This window comes from Methanovulcanius yangii (assembly GCF_018687785.1).
In the GTDB taxonomy this organism is placed as follows: Archaea; Halobacteriota; Methanomicrobia; order Methanomicrobiales; family Methanomicrobiaceae; genus Methanovulcanius; species Methanovulcanius yangii.
The window spans coordinates 1297175-1310549 of sequence record NZ_LTBL01000001.1; the positions used below are offsets into that span (position 1 = coordinate 1297175).

General features: G+C 55.5%; 15 protein-coding genes. 3 read left to right on the forward strand and 12 right to left on the reverse strand.

What is annotated here, in order from left to right:
- Genes AZH53_RS06650 through AZH53_RS06660 form a run of 3 tightly spaced genes read right to left on the reverse strand, consistent with a single transcriptional unit; the run spans position 1 to position 2568 of the window.
- Positions 1–990: a 3-dehydroquinate synthase II gene (locus AZH53_RS06650; protein WP_319642729.1), complete on the reverse strand. Its 990-nt coding sequence runs from the start codon at positions 988–990 to the stop codon at positions 1–3.
- Positions 987–1775: a 2-amino-3,7-dideoxy-D-threo-hept-6-ulosonate synthase gene (locus AZH53_RS06655; protein ID WP_319642730.1), complete on the reverse strand. Its 789-nt coding sequence runs from the start codon at positions 1773–1775 to the stop codon at positions 987–989. The genes AZH53_RS06650 and AZH53_RS06655 overlap by 4 nt, the downstream gene beginning before the upstream one ends.
- Before the next feature lies 1 nt (position 1776).
- Positions 1777–2568: a 2-amino-3,7-dideoxy-D-threo-hept-6-ulosonate synthase gene (locus AZH53_RS06660; RefSeq protein ID WP_319642731.1), complete on the reverse strand. Its 792-nt coding sequence runs from the start codon at positions 2566–2568 to the stop codon at positions 1777–1779.
- 314 nt (positions 2569–2882) lie between these two features.
- On the opposite strand from AZH53_RS06660, the gene nadX reads away from it, so the two are divergent.
- From nadX to nadC, 3 genes are read left to right on the forward strand one after another with little or no spacing between them, the layout of a single operon-like run.
- The gene (nadX, locus tag AZH53_RS06665; protein ID WP_319642732.1) at positions 2883–3641 is read left to right on the forward strand and encodes an aspartate dehydrogenase; all 759 of its coding nucleotides are present in this window, start codon (positions 2883–2885) and stop codon (positions 3639–3641) included.
- A 5-nt stretch (positions 3642–3646) separates the two neighbouring features.
- Entirely contained in the window at positions 3647–4546 is a 900-nt protein-coding gene (nadA, locus tag AZH53_RS06670; protein WP_319642733.1) for a quinolinate synthase NadA, read from the forward strand.
- Between the two features lie 4 nt (positions 4547–4550).
- Positions 4551–5405, forward strand: a complete 855-nt coding sequence (nadC, locus tag AZH53_RS06675; protein WP_319642734.1) for a carboxylating nicotinate-nucleotide diphosphorylase — start codon at positions 4551–4553, stop codon at positions 5403–5405.
- 413 nt (positions 5406–5818) lie between these two features.
- Here nadC and mtrH read toward each other — a convergent pair whose 3' ends face one another.
- The 9 genes from mtrH to mcrA form a co-directional block, all read right to left on the reverse strand.
- Positions 5819–6841 (reverse strand): tetrahydromethanopterin S-methyltransferase subunit H, encoded by a 1023-nt coding sequence (mtrH, locus tag AZH53_RS06680; protein WP_319642735.1) that lies wholly within the window; start codon positions 6839–6841, stop codon positions 5819–5821.
- 15 nt (positions 6842–6856) lie between these two features.
- Entirely contained in the window at positions 6857–7597 is a 741-nt protein-coding gene (mtrA, locus tag AZH53_RS06685; protein ID WP_319642736.1) for a tetrahydromethanopterin S-methyltransferase subunit A, read from the reverse strand.
- Position 7598: 1 nt separating this feature from the next.
- Entirely contained in the window at positions 7599–7805 is a 207-nt protein-coding gene (locus tag AZH53_RS06690; protein ID WP_319642737.1) for a tetrahydromethanopterin S-methyltransferase subunit F, read from the reverse strand.
- 5 nt (positions 7806–7810) lie between these two features.
- Positions 7811–8536 carry a tetrahydromethanopterin S-methyltransferase subunit A gene (gene mtrA, locus AZH53_RS06695; protein WP_319642738.1) on the reverse strand — a complete coding sequence of 242 codons (726 nt, stop codon included), beginning with the start codon at positions 8534–8536 and terminating at the stop codon, positions 7811–7813.
- 11 nt (positions 8537–8547) lie between these two features.
- Positions 8548–8832 (reverse strand): tetrahydromethanopterin S-methyltransferase subunit MtrB, encoded by a 285-nt coding sequence (mtrB, locus tag AZH53_RS06700; protein ID WP_319642739.1) that lies wholly within the window; start codon positions 8830–8832, stop codon positions 8548–8550.
- A 2-nt stretch (positions 8833–8834) separates the two neighbouring features.
- Positions 8835–9695, reverse strand: coding sequence for a tetrahydromethanopterin S-methyltransferase subunit MtrC (mtrC, locus tag AZH53_RS06705; RefSeq protein ID WP_319642740.1), 861 nt, complete (start codon positions 9693–9695; stop codon positions 8835–8837).
- Between the two features lie 11 nt (positions 9696–9706).
- Positions 9707–10534: a tetrahydromethanopterin S-methyltransferase subunit D gene (gene mtrD, locus AZH53_RS06710; protein ID WP_319642741.1), complete on the reverse strand. Its 828-nt coding sequence runs from the start codon at positions 10532–10534 to the stop codon at positions 9707–9709.
- Positions 10531–11439, reverse strand: coding sequence for a tetrahydromethanopterin S-methyltransferase subunit E (mtrE, locus tag AZH53_RS06715; RefSeq protein ID WP_319642742.1), 909 nt, complete (start codon positions 11437–11439; stop codon positions 10531–10533). The genes mtrD and mtrE overlap by 4 nt, the downstream gene beginning before the upstream one ends.
- Before the next feature lie 224 nt (positions 11440–11663).
- Positions 11664–13370, reverse strand: a complete 1707-nt coding sequence (gene mcrA / locus AZH53_RS06720) for a coenzyme-B sulfoethylthiotransferase subunit alpha (protein ID WP_319642743.1) — start codon at positions 13368–13370, stop codon at positions 11664–11666.
- Between the last annotated feature and the right edge of the window lie 5 nt (positions 13371–13375).

Consider the following 13375-nt stretch of genomic DNA (forward strand, 5'->3'; position numbering starts at 1 on the left):
TCACTGTTCCATGATGGTCTCTTCGACCGCAATGCCGAAATGGCGGCCGCCGCGCTGCACATGGCCGAGAACCACATCTCCCGGACGGATGGCCGCAACCGAGAGGGCGGACCCGTCCGGAGCCACCAGTCGTACCGTCTCTGCGTTCTGGAGAACGGCGCTGAACGTCGTCCCGTCGGGCCCTTCCAGGTCGATCACCACGAGGGGACGGCGCTCCACCTTCACTCTTCCCACCATCGCCTCGCGTGCCGAACCGTCGGCGGCTGCAACGAGTACGCGGTCGCCCGCCCGGACTTCCGAGAGGTATTTGGTCTTGCCGTCCGCCATCATCGCATAGGCATGGACGGCCCCGGCATTCACCCGGAACGGCCGCGGTGCGACATAGGGGTTTTCCAGCGTCTCTGCATGGACGAGAAGAAATGCCGACGACGAACTGCCGATGAGCATCCCTTCACCGTCATGCAGAAGAGAACAGGTGTCGACACAGACCCGGTCGCCCATGATGCCCTGCTCCACGTTCCTGACCGTCAGGGGAACGAGAACACAGGTGGCGGCTGTGCTCTCGGCGACCGCGGCCACCGCCGGTACGACCGCAGGATCATTCGTCCGGAGGAGAATCCCCGCACAGCCTTTCTCCAAAACAGTCAGTGCGACGCGGGCTTCTTCGGCATCCGTGACGACGGCAATTATCCTGTCGGACTGGGCGACGAGGTTCTCCAGGGGGATGACCGACCAGTCCGTGGTCGAGACAATGGCATAGCCCTGCCTCGAACGGGCCAGCGCTTCCTCCTCTCCCGCCTTTCCGTCGATGACGACTTCAAAGACATCCCGGCCCGGTTCGAGATCCCCGCCGGGGGCGATGGTGGTCACTCTGCCGAGTGCGCGGGCCTTTTCCGGATCCTCGACAAAGAGCGCCCCTGCACCCCGTTCCAGTGCCGTCGTTGCGATCTCCTTGTTCCACGGGCGCACATCCACCCAGAAGAGCTTCACCGGCATTCCTCCAGGGCGGTGTGCGGATCCTCGCCTCCATGCACCACCCGGCATATGGCACGGATGAACCCTGATGGGTTTTCGCGCTGGAAGGCATTGCGCCCCATCGCAACACCCGCAGCCCCGGCACTTATTGCATCACGAATCATGGCAAGCGCCGCGAGGTCATCGCCTTTTTCCCCGCCCGCAACCACCACCGGGATGGCACAGGCGCCTGTGATGGCGGCAAAACTTGCCGGATCGCCAGTATAGCTGGTCTTGATGATATCGGCACCGAGCTCTTCGGCCACCCGGACACAGTGGCCGATGGCATGCGGGTCGGTGGGGTCGATATGATCACCCCGTGGGTAGATCATCACGAGAAGCGGCATTCCCCACCGCGTGCATTCCTTTGAGATTGCTCCCGCTTCCTCGAGCATTCTCGACTCGTTGGATGCTCCCAGATTCACATGAATGGAAACACAATCGGCTCCGAGCGCGATCGCCTCTTCCACCGTGCAGACACTCACCTTGTCGTTTGGGTCGGGATTCATGCTGGTGCTTGCCGACAGGTGGACGACGAGGCCGATATCCCGGCCATGTTTCCTGTGACCGTGTCGTACCATGCCCTTGTGGAGAACGATGGCGTTCGCCCCTCCTTCACTGACATCGGATATCACCTGCGACATATCCCCAAGGCCGTATATCTGGCCGAGGGAAAAGCCATGGTCCATCGGTATGATAACCGACTTCCCGGTGTTTCTGTCCATGATCCGCTCCAGACGTATCGCCTTTCCGATTTCCATATTATACCCTCAGAATCTCCATTGCCTCTTCGGCGCTCCGGTGTTCATGCACGACCATGGCCATTGCCCGTACAAAGAGGTCAGGATTCGGATGCTGAAATGCATTGCGCCCGATGGATATTCCTGCGGCGCCCGCTTCCATCGCCCCCTCTATCAGTTCGAGGGTGGTGCGATCATCGGTCTTCGACCCGCCGGCGACGACCACCGGCACATGGCAGCCCATCGTCACCTCACGGAATGAGTCCGGATCGCCGGTGTAGGGAGTCTTGACGATGTCCGCCCCGAGTTCGGATGCGACACGTGCCGCGTGTTTGACGTTCTCCACACCCTTTTCATCCTCGACCTTTGCTCCGCGCGGGTACATCATGGCAAGGAGCGGCATGCCCCATTCCATACATTCCACAGCAATTCTGCCGAGGTCTGCAAGCATCCGTGCTTCCGACTCGGCACCGATGTTGCAGTGCACGCTGACCCCGTCGGCGCCCATCTTCAGGGCATTGGTGACCGTATTTACGATCACCTTGTCATTCGGGTCGGGTCCGAGGTCGGTGCTTGCAGAGAGATGCAGGATGAGCCCGATGTCCGGCCCTCCCTTCCGATGACCGTGCAATGCAAGTCCTATGTGGCCTATTACGGCATTTGCTCCGCCGCGGGCGACCTTGCCGACCGCATCATCAAGGTCGATAAGACCTGCGACAGGGCCCGACGATACCCCGTGGTCCATGGGCACGATGACGGTGGTGCCCGTTTCACGGTTCATGATTCTTTCAAGACGAATTTCTTTTCCTCTCATAGGTATTCCTCCCCGGTTGGATGCGAACGGGAACAGGAGAAAAATTCCGGCATCTACCAGAGAGTCTGCGTAAACCAGTTAAAGATTACGCTCTCTCCGCTATAGTGCTGGAAAAAAGTGCTAAAACGATATGTGCAGTCTGCGTGGCCCGGGCTAGAGGTGATAAAAGCAATCACGGGCAAAAAAACATTCACCACACATTGGGGAAATGTTCGTCCCAGCCAATATAAATAGGTTATGCCGGTTACCGGTGGCATCCGTTTCCCCCGGCGGGCGAAATACATTAACCCTGCCATCGCAATGAATATATACAGATGAAAAAGGTCGGACTCCTTGGGTGTGGCAATGTCGGTCATATCATTGCCGAAAGGTGTGACGGATTCGTCGTAACTGCAGTCTTTGATGTGGATACCAGAAGGGCCGAAGAGGTCGCAAACCTCTGTGGTGCGAGAGTATATCCCGACTTTGACAGATTTCTGGAATCCGATGCCGACATCATCGTCGAGGCGGCATCGGTCGCGGCCGTCAGGGAATATGCACAGACGATCCTCACAAAGGGAAAGGACATCGTAATACTCAGCGTTGGCGCGCTAGCCGATGAAGAACTCAGAAGGGGCATCGAGCAGCTTGCCGCTGCGACAGACCACAGGGTCTACATTCCATCAGGGGCTATTGTCGGGCTCGACGGACTCAAGACAGGTGAATTTGCAAATATCACCCGTGTCGTTCTGCGGACAACCAAGAACCCCGCCTCCCTCGGGATTGCCACAAATGAGAGGATGCTTGTCTTCAAGGGAACCGCAGCGGACTGTATCAGGGAATTCCCGAAAAATATTAATGTCGCAGTTGCAATTGAACTTGCATCCGGTGTGAAGGCAGAGGTCGAACTCTGGGCTGATCCCGCAGCAATAAGGAATATTCATGAACTCACATATGAAGGAGAATTCGGTGAAGTGACGATCACCGTCAGGAACAATCCAAGTCCGGACAATCCTGCAACAAGTTATCTTGCTGCCCTGTCCATCCTCACCCTGCTGCGCAATCTCGACCGACCGTTACAGATTGGAACCTGAAAACCATGAACGAAGAAATCATTCGCGAAATATTGGAACTGAAAAAACGCAGAAATGCCGTGATTCTTGCACATAATTATCAGCCCCCGGAAATTCAGGATATCGCCGATATCCTGGGTGACAGTCTCGAGCTTGCGATACGGGCAAAGGAGGCACGGGAAGATGTCATCGTGTTCTGTGGCGTTCTCTTCATGGCAGAGACTGCAAAGATCCTCAATCCATCAAAGACCGTTCTGCTTCCGGAAAAGGACGCAGGATGTCCCCTCGCAGATTTTCTCACACCGGAGATGATCAGGGAGGCACGCAGGGAGCATCCGGGTGCCGCTGTCGTCCTCTATGTAAACTCCACCGCCGCCTCAAAGGCGGAGGCGGATATCACCTGCACCTCGGCCAATGCGGTGGATGTCGTGCGGTCGCTCGAGGCCGAAACCGTCCTCTTCGGCCCGGATTCGAATCTGGCCGACTATGTCCAGTCAAAAATTCCGGAGAAGCAGATCATTCCTCTTCCCCGCGGCGGTCACTGCTATGTGCATCAGCAGTTCACCTGTGACGATGTCATCGAAGCTGCCGAACGGGGCGATGTGACCATATGTCACCCTGAATGTCCACGTGAGGTGCGCAATGGGTCCGACCTTGTTGCATCGACCGGAGGAATGGTGCGGATGGCAGAGAGTGCCCGTACCTGGACACTCCTGACCGAACGCGACATGGCGTACCGCCTGCGCACCCTCTACCCCGACAGGATCTTCCACGTGAAGGAGGGAGCGGTATGCAGGGATATGAAAAAGATCACCCTTGATTCGGTCCTTCGGTCACTCAGGACCGACACCTATGAGATTGAACTCCCCGATGAAATTATGGAGCGGGCGAAAGTACCCATCGAACGTATGCTTGCCCTGAGGTAGAAGGATGACCGAAATAGAACGTCTTCTCCAATTCATTGAAGAAGATTCCCCGTATGGCGATATTACATCAGAATCACTGATCCCGCCGGAACGGGAATGCAGTGCACGAATCCTTACCCGGCAGGCGTGTACCATCGCGGGGGTGGAGGAGGCATCGCTCCTCTTCACGCACTACGGATGCACGGTGCGGCGGAGCGTTCAGGACGGAGACAAACTGTCGTCCGGGGCAACCGTCATCGAGATCTCCGGGAAAACCATTACTATTCTCCTGCTGGAACGCCCCGTCCTCAATCTGATGGGACGTATGAGCGGGATCGCCACTGCCACCGCCCGTGCGGCCGGACTGGCACGGGAGGCAAATTCCCGTGTCCGGGTCGCAGGAACACGAAAAACCGCTCCAGGACTCAGGTTCTTTGACAAAAAGGCTGTTCGGCTTGGTGGTGGTGACCCGCACCGGTCCAGCCTCTCCGACCAGATACTCATCAAGGACAATCATCTCGAGATCATTCCCATCGAGGAGGCCGTGGCCCGGGCCCGCGCTGTAACCCGGTACAAAACGATCGAAGTGGAGGTCGAAACACCCGAAGAGGCTCTGCGCGGAGCACAGGCAGGAGCGGACATCCTTCTCCTCGACAATATGAAACCGATCACGGTCCAGAAGACTCTGGACCTTCTCGAGAGCAGGGATGTGCGCAGGAACGTGCTCATCGAGGTGTCCGGGACCATTACCGAAGAAACCCTTGAGGCATATGCAGTTCTCGATATCGACCTCATCAGTATGGGAAGCCTCACTCACAGTGTCGTCAACACCGACGTCTCCCTCGAGATCCTTCCCGGCATGCAGACCATCCGGTTGTAACCCTTTTTGCCTTTTTTCCGCTCAAACCGACATTTGCATAAATCCATCCGGAAAGCCGGACTCTGCCGGATGAAAGCCTGATAATCGTGTTTTTCCAGGAGACTCCATGAACATCAACCATAACGCCACTTGCGGATACCGGAATTCCGGAAGGTGAGAAAAGCATCCGGCCTTCTCCCGCATCCCCGGAAAAAATGGCGATCCAGTCAATCTATACCAGATATTCGAATGGAAACCATACTGATGATTTACTGTGTCCGGATCCGTACACCATAGCCCATACCTCATCTTTTCCGGAACAGGACATCAGATTCCACATTCACCATTATTCTCTGAATCGGAAAACAGATTCCTCATTCAGCATGATATTCTGGATGGGAAAACACGGAAAAAAGAATATTTGAGGGAGAATTTCAGCACAGCTTGAAGAGCGGGTGCTCTTCGGTCTGCGGCTGGAGGCCGAATTCTCTTGCTGCCTCGGCGAGTACGATATCGGAGAAGGCGATTGCAGTCGTTGCTGCTTCACAGTTCTCGATAGGTCCGTACATGATGAGGTCTGCACCAAGGGTTGCTGCCATGATGTTACAGCCGATATCAGGAGCCGACCATGCAGCCTGCCTGATACCTTCGAAACCGCCAAAGTGGTGGTGGGCCATCTGCTCAAGGAGGATGTCCTTGCCTTCGTACTGCTGGGCAAGAACATTTTTCCTCCAGCGCTTCAGCCAGGTCCAGGACACGGTCATGTTGTGGTAGGCACCACCGGTGGGGAGACCGTGGATTGCCTTGCAGGCGAGAATCTCACGGAATGAACCGCCGGAACCAAGACCGAGGGGAGTTGCCGCTGTGTCGAGAATGGGGCGGGTGATACCGCACTCTTCTGCGATTGCAAGCATGGACTTTGCCTGTCCTGCAACGCCACCCTCTGCGAGCACCTTCTCACGGCCGATAACCGAGGCATCGCCAGGGTTGAAGGCGAGGACGATTGCTGCATTGACGTCACTGTTCTTCAGTGCCTCAATGTTCTCCGGGAGGATTGAACCATTGATCGAGTTGTAGATTGCACGATCTGCAAGACCAACCTCGGTTACGTACTCACATGCGTGGGCAAGTGCCCCAGGCATGGATGAGTCCATCAGAAATGCATTCTTGTTGTCAATGGAGTCAAACCATGAGAAGTAGCTCTCAAATGCCTCTCCTGATTCAGAGATGATCTGGATGAAGTGTTTGATTCCAGTCTGATCTGAAAGTTCAAGACACCTGTTCCAGAGCGCCTCTGCGCGATCCTTGTCAATTATGCCCTTCTCATCGTCGATAACAGTCTCGTGCTTGTTATAGAAGATGGAGGCTCCGAGAACCCGCGGGTATTCCCCGGGCTGCCCGCCTATCTTGGTACCGTTAAAGTCGTGTACCGCCTGCTCTTTTTCAAATTTGAACATACCTGTCACTCCTCCTCAGATGAATCCGCCTAATTTGGGGAGTAATACCAACAACATCATGAATACGATCAGACCAGCCACAAGGCCATAGAGAATACCGATGTCACGGCCTACCTTGCGTCCGAATCTCTGTGCAAGTTCTGCTTCTGCGAACTCGAGTTTTTCCTCGATTGCATTGAGTTTTGCCTCAATTTCAAGGAACTGCGGGTTTGCAGTTGCCGATACTGCGCCACCGGCGCCGCCCTCTTCCTCGGACACTTCGACAACCATCGGGTCGGCATCAAATGCACCAGGGTCCTTGCCCTCGCACTCTTTGATCTTGCCGGTGATTGCGCCCATGTCCTCGGATTCCATGATATCGATGATCTCGACCTGCTGCTGGAACCGCTCGATTGCGGCTGCATCGAGGTTCTCGATGAATGCGATTGCACCCTGTGAACCGACGATCTTTCCGCCTTCGACACCATTCTCGTGCAGTGCCTTGAGCGACTGACCGGAAAGGTGACCCTTCACTTCTGTTCCACAGAAGAGGATGAAGCGGATGTTCGGGTTCGATATGGTGTTTGCAATCAGCTTCTCGAGACCAAGGTTCTCCGTCTTACAGGAACCACAGATTGCGGCGCCTGCATCACAGATACCCTGCTCATCCAGGTGAGACCCGAAGGTACAGACTGCAACACAGCTCTCTGCGTTTCCGGAGTGATAATCGCCTGCGATAATAGGCCATCCGGATGCCGGAGACTTTTTCGCTGCCATATCAGATACCTCCCAGCATCAGGCCCGGAACGAGCACAAGGATGAGTGCAACGATAAGGCCTATTGCAAAGCCCATGACACCGCCCGACTGGATTGCAGACTCAAGCTTGTTGGTACGGGCGAGAATCTGGCCCTTGTACTTGATGTCCGACATGATCTGGTCGATGGCAGCGGTGCGAATTGGTCCGGATTGATTTCCTTCTGCCATTTACATCACCCTATCAACAGGAATCCAAGCAGGATGAACGAAATGATCAACCCAATCATGATTCCTTCAATTTTTCCTGAATACACACCGGCCGCATAGCGGTCACGGTATCCCATGCTGGTCACCATCATCTGGATGGTCTTCATCCGGGCATGGATGAGTGCAAGCTCAGCGGTCAGGGGGACTTCCTCGCCCGCACCTTCTCCACCGGCGCCACCCTCTTCCTCGGACACTTCGACAACCATCGGGTCGGCATCAAATGCACCAGGGTCCTTGCCCTCGCACTCTTTGATCTTGCCGGTGATTGCGCCCATGTCCTCGGATTCCATGATATCGATGATCTCGACCTGCTGCTGGAACCGCTCGATTGCGGCTGCATCGAGGTTCTCGATGAATGCGATTGCACCCTGTGAACCGACGATCTTTCCGCCTTCGACACCATTCTCGTGCAGTGCCTTGAGCGACTGACCGGAAAGGTGACCCTTCACTTCTGTTCCACAGAAGAGGATGAAGCGGATGTTCGGGTTCGATATGGTGTTTGCAATCAGCTTCTCGAGACCAAGGTTCTCCGTCTTACAGGAACCACAGATTGCGGCGCCTGCATCACAGATACCCTGCTCATCCAGGTGAGACCCGAAGGTACAGACTGCAACACAGCTCTCTGCGTTTCCGGAGTGATAATCGCCTGCGATAATAGGCCATCCGGATGCTGGTGATTTCTTGTTTGCCATCTTTCACCACCTCAAATGAACCCAAACGCGATTACTCCCGCGATGAAGAGACCGACTGCAAGGCCATACCACATTGCCGTGACACTTCCTGCATAGAGGAGTGATTTCTCACGGTTGGGGAACGACGCCTTGAAGTTGCCTTCACCGGAAAGCATGTTCACAATGTCATCTGCAATTTTGTCGAGCTCGTCGACCCGCTCGATAACCGGGCCAAGAGATGCTCCGGCAGTGGTCACAAGACCGACGATGGGGTCAGCGACGAGTCCGAACTCAGGCAGTACTTCTACATATCCCATTCTTACTCACCTCCAACCTCTCGGATCGGCTTGGAGTCAAGCCAGTCAAATGCGTCACGCTTCGAGAGCTTGATGTACTCGCTGTAAGACCAGCCCCAGAGAATGACGGAGATCGCAAAGGAAATCACGACTGCAAAGAGGCCAAGGAATGCAACGGACATGATTGCAACTACAAGCATGCTCAGGAACCCGCACTCGAGAGCGCACATCTGGGTCCTGTCCCAGGATTCGTTCGGGCCAAGGCAGGCGTTGAACGGGTGCTGGATTGCGATTGCACCAAGCATGAAGATCGTTGCAAGCACACAGCCTCCGATGACGGACGCCGCGTAGCTGGTGACTTCCATGCCGAGGAACGAGACGGATCCTGCAATCAGGTCAGTGAAGATAAACGAACCGGAGACCATTGCGGTGAATCCGAGCATCGTCAGGGAACCGACGATGGTCAGCTCGGCAATCATGCGGGTCATGACCGGGATGTTCATGTTCAGAACCTTGTCTGCAATAAATCCGAGGATTGCTCCGATAATTGCTGCAATGACGACACAGCCGATAGGGACTGCAAGCGGGGAGATTCCCGCGAGTTTCGTTGCAAAGAGGAACGCGATGACACCGGACCCGAGCGAGATCATACCCGCTGACGGGACACCGGTACCAAGACCATAGCTGCACAGCGTCTTGATGGAGTCAGTACCCCACCACAGTGCGATGACTGCTGCAAGGCCGCCGAAGAAGGCAAAGACCTCAGTAGACATCAGGCTGTTGAGGTAGACAATGTACAGACATACCAGTGCTCCGACAACGCCGATGCCCAGCATTTTGTCATGGGGCATGCCGCCTTCGGATGCTTCAATTTTAACCGACATCTTGTCTCACCTCAGATAACCACCAGAAGAATTGCAAACAGACCGCAGACTGCGGAAGCTGCACTTGATCCGATAACTGCACGGGGCCAGCGCTTGAACTTCGGGTCGTGCGGACCTTCGATGGTACCGGTAATGTTGTACGCGGTCAGAACAGCCGCAACGAGGAACATACCGACAGCAAAGATACCGGCGAGAGAGACAGCAAGAATGCTCATGCCCTCGGTGACACCGAGGAACGAGGGGAGTGCCTCCTCATAGACCTGGAGAAGTTCGTAATAGATGAGCGTACCGCCGAGACCACCGAAGAAACCACCGATGACACCTCCGACATAGGAGATGAACGGGAGGCCGTGACCTTCAGTACCCTGTGACTTGTATGCAGGGAAGGTGTCGCCCGTGATCGGGTCCTTGTCAACCTTACCGGATGCAGCGGGAATACCCATGGCGTAGACGTAGACAACATTCACCATCAGACAGGTGATTGCCATCAGAAGTGCACCGCCGATTGCACCTGCGGCAAGAGAGAGAGCGAGACCGAATTCAGCTGCCCATGCGCCTCCGAAGAGACCTGCAAGGCCACCACCGGCTGCAAGCATTGCGACACCGGTTGCAATACCGGGTGCCTGTCCCATAGCTGCGGGAGCACCACCGACCGGCACGAAGTGCACACCGAATGAGATGAGCACGCCGCCGATGATAACACCGATGAGCGGAACGAGAGCTGCAGGGTAGGCGACAAAGACGACAGCAACAGCGACAAGGACAATGACAAGCGCGATAAGCGAAGCCGTCGGGTTGATGCCTTCTCCTCCGGAAGATCCACCACCAAGTGCGCTCATGCTGCTGCCTCCTCTTCTGCTGCCTCTTCCGTGTACGGACCGTAGGTCTTGCGTGCCCAGGTCTCTACATAGCGGTCGATTACCATGAAGACGATAATTACTACAACACCGGCGATAACCGCACCCCATCCAGCCGCAAACGGCTCGAAGAGGATCGTACGCCAGAGTTCAAAGAATACAATGAGACCGAAACAGATACCCGATGCAGGGCCTGCGCCCTTCGAGGTAAACCACCCGTTGTCAAGGGAGCTCCTCTGACCTGCTTCAGCATACCGGACAATGTCTCCGGATGCAGAAATGGGCAGACCCGCGCCGAAGGCATACTTCTGGTACTGGCGTTCCTTTCCGTAGAACGGATTACCGGTTGCAGAACCTGCCGCACCAAGCGCAATACCCCAGACGATACCCATCAGGGGAAGGGGGAACGGGTGTCCAAGTGCTTCAATCATAAGGAAACACATAGTTACGGTCGCAAAGATGGCCACAAATGCGTGTGCCATAGTCACGGATGTCACCGATTTTAAGATATCGATGTACACCGGCTGTTCAAACTTTGCAAGACTTGCCGTACGGCCGAGATATGCAGTTGTGGCGTACACGCCCTGCACAAACACTGCAACCGCCGAACCAATGACGAGAGCAAGAATTGCATTAAACTGAATCGCCATCAGCGCCCATGCGACGCCGGCAGCCAATGCCACCCAGAGACCATACGCAGGGGGTTCACCGGATACAGCTTTGTTGTATATGCGGTGAACGTATCCCATCTGCGGAGCAAGCTGAACCTGTGAGTTCGGGTCACCCTGTGATCCGATATCAGATTCAGTATCCTCCGCTGCGCCGGCCACGGTGGCAAGAGCGCCAGCTAAAGCGCTGATACCGATGCCAAACAGTATTTCTTCCATTCAGGCATCCTCCTGTGTGCCAACATGCACCAGAGTAACACGTTACACAAACCCTTTTTGGTTCAAAATAAGGTTGATAGGTATTTTATTAAAGGTTTCGAAAAATCAATTTGCCTTATTTTAAAAAATAGCGCCAAATTCAGCGGTATTTGAGATCAATACCCCTGTTATGTCACAATAGATTGAATTAAATAAAAAAAAATGGGGTAGTTCCGGTTCCGCGATCAGCGTGCCGGAATGATGAGTGAGCGCTCGCCAGCAGGCTTGAACTCGCGGATTGCACCCTTTGCGAACTCGCGGCGCGGTTCGGCAAAGTCGAAGGTGAGTGACGGGTCTGCGAAGCAGATCTTCACAAGCGGGTCGAAGCAGAATGCGTCGTTGCGGCCGTAGTGTGCACCACCGACGATAGCTGCGTATTCTCCCTGGTGACCCACGTTCATGGCGTAGTTCGGGTAGTTCGGTCCACGAAGTTCACCCATCAGACCGCGGTCGGGCTCCATGGAGAGAGAGTTTGCGGAACCACACTGGTCCTGCAGGTCGTATCCGAAGAAGCCGAGACGTGACCATCCTTCCTTGTGCATGAGCATGGAAAGGTACCATCCGTTCAGACCGGCGTTGGAGTTGCCGGTACCGATGGAACAGGTCAGACCACAGGCTGCTGCCATGACACCAGCACGCTGGGAACCTCCGAAGTGGTCCTCCATCATGGTGGGGTACTGTTCGTACTGCTCCATTGCGTTGAGGTTGACCTCGGTTGCAAGGTCGTTGACAACTTCCTGGGTCGGTGCAACGATCGTGTCGGGGTTCGGGTTCTTGAAGTCGTAGCCGTACTTGTCCTTCAGGTAGTCCATACCGTAGTAGGTGTACTCGTCAAGGATGTTGTCGGTGTATGCTGCGGTTGCATACTGGGTAAATCCGACACCACCGGACATGTAGGAACCAAGCCAGATCTGGTCGAAGAGCATGGTACCTGCACCGACAACCTCAAGGGATGCACGGGCGGGGTCCTTCGGGTACTTGCGGTTTGCCTGGACAATATCGGAGAAGACACCGAACTTGATACCACCGGGCTCGTTCGGGCCACGGGCACGGCGAGCGGGCAGGATGGATGCCATCTGCGAGACACCGGCGTGCTTTGCGGCGTAGGAGAGGTCAGCGACTGCTGCTTCACCGGCGCACATCCTGTATGCTGCGATGAAGGACATACCGATCTGCATTGCAGACCACCTGGAGGTGGTTCCACCATCACACGTGCGTGATACGGTGGTCGGGATGTGGATTGCCTGGTACATCGACTTGCCGACTTCCTTCTTGAGAACTTCTGCCTGCTCTGCAGGGAAGAGCTTCTCAATGTTGATGAGGAACTGGGGCTCGATGTCGTCTGCCATGGCGTCGTCGCCGGTGAAGACCTTCACGTAACAGTCATCGACGAGGCCGGGGTGGGTCTCGACCATGTGTTCCTGAACCACTGCTGCACCGGGCATTGCGTGGTTGAGGATGTGGAGGTACTCGTTGATGGTCTCGGGGGTAACTTCCTTGCCGAGACGCTTCTGGAGCGTTGCGTGTGCAAGGTCCATGCCGACAACCACGGTACGGCGGATGTCGTCCCACATCTGCTGCATGGCGGCGTTGTTGACGAAGTGCAGGTCATCACCCTCCACGAAGACTCCGGTCTGGGAGACCTCGTAGGTCATGAGCTGTCTCTGACCCATGGGCAGACCGCCAAGGTGGCAGTGCTCGGGGTCGTACATGGAAATTCCACGCTCCATCTCGATGCCCTTTGCTGCCTTCATGAACTCGCGCTTACGCGGAGACTGCTTGAGGCCGCCAAAGTTGTAGAAGGTGGTCTTTACTGACTCGGGGTCCTCGCCCTCGAACTTCTCCTTCAGTGCGTTGAGGAAGAGCTTCTGTGATCTCTCAATTTTTCCCATTTAAA

Excerpts from the sequence above, each read along its gene's own strand:
- AZH53_RS06655 (WP_319642730.1), bottom strand. The coding sequence starts at position 1,775 with ATGGAAATCGGAAAGGCGATACGTCTGGAGCGGATCATGGACAGAAAC.
- AZH53_RS06660 (WP_319642731.1), bottom strand. The coding sequence starts at position 2,568 with ATGAGAGGAAAAGAAATTCGTCTTGAAAGAATCATGAACCGTGAAACG.
- nadX (WP_319642732.1), top strand. The coding sequence starts at position 2,883 with ATGAAAAAGGTCGGACTCCTTGGGTGTGGCAATGTCGGTCATATCATT.
- nadA (WP_319642733.1), top strand. The coding sequence starts at position 3,647 with ATGAACGAAGAAATCATTCGCGAAATATTGGAACTGAAAAAACGCAGA.
- nadC (WP_319642734.1), top strand. The coding sequence starts at position 4,551 with ATGACCGAAATAGAACGTCTTCTCCAATTCATTGAAGAAGATTCCCCG.
- mtrH (WP_319642735.1), bottom strand. The coding sequence starts at position 6,841 with ATGTTCAAATTTGAAAAAGAGCAGGCGGTACACGACTTTAACGGTACC.
- mtrA (WP_319642736.1), bottom strand. The coding sequence starts at position 7,597 with ATGGCAGCGAAAAAGTCTCCGGCATCCGGATGGCCTATTATCGCAGGC.
- AZH53_RS06690 (WP_319642737.1), bottom strand. The coding sequence starts at position 7,805 with ATGGCAGAAGGAAATCAATCCGGACCAATTCGCACCGCTGCCATCGAC.
- mtrA (WP_319642738.1), bottom strand. The coding sequence starts at position 8,536 with ATGGCAAACAAGAAATCACCAGCATCCGGATGGCCTATTATCGCAGGC.
- mtrB (WP_319642739.1), bottom strand. The coding sequence starts at position 8,832 with ATGGGATATGTAGAAGTACTGCCTGAGTTCGGACTCGTCGCTGACCCC.
- mtrC (WP_319642740.1), bottom strand. The coding sequence starts at position 9,695 with ATGTCGGTTAAAATTGAAGCATCCGAAGGCGGCATGCCCCATGACAAA.
- mtrD (WP_319642741.1), bottom strand. The coding sequence starts at position 10,534 with ATGAGCGCACTTGGTGGTGGATCTTCCGGAGGAGAAGGCATCAACCCG.
- mtrE (WP_319642742.1), bottom strand. The coding sequence starts at position 11,439 with ATGGAAGAAATACTGTTTGGCATCGGTATCAGCGCTTTAGCTGGCGCT.
- mcrA (WP_319642743.1), bottom strand. The coding sequence starts at position 13,370 with ATGGGAAAAATTGAGAGATCACAGAAGCTCTTCCTCAACGCACTGAAG.